Below are 288 nucleotides of genomic sequence, written 5' to 3' on the forward strand. Positions count from 1 at the left end.
TATTAGCTGGAACGGTAGTCTGGTATAAAATATGGTTTTTATGATCATTTTCAGCAACTGGAAAGAAGGTAATTTCTCCTTTTAATGATCGGGTAAAGACTACGGAGCTCTCTTTGTCGAAAGGAATCCACTGTTCAACAATACAATAAGCATGTTGCCCAGCAAATTCGATTGCTGCAGCTATATGTTCCCTATTTTCTATTTTTAGCTGTCCCTTCCCATCATAACCACCACTACATGTTTTAATTACAGCTGGAAATGGAAAGTCGGCTAAAGCCTGTTCACATT

Annotated in this window: 1 protein-coding gene; it reads right to left on the minus strand. The window is 38.2% G+C overall.

Annotation, left to right across the window (positions count from 1 at the left end; all coding sequences use genetic code 11):
- Positions 1 to 288, minus strand: a 288-nt coding sequence (locus JKP73_RS22935; RefSeq protein ID WP_200412070.1) for an ATP-grasp domain-containing protein, incomplete at both ends; no start/stop codon positions are given.

It is taken from the genome of Virgibacillus salexigens (assembly GCF_014905415.1).
Lineage (GTDB): Bacteria > Bacillota > Bacilli > Bacillales > Amphibacillaceae > Virgibacillus > Virgibacillus salexigens.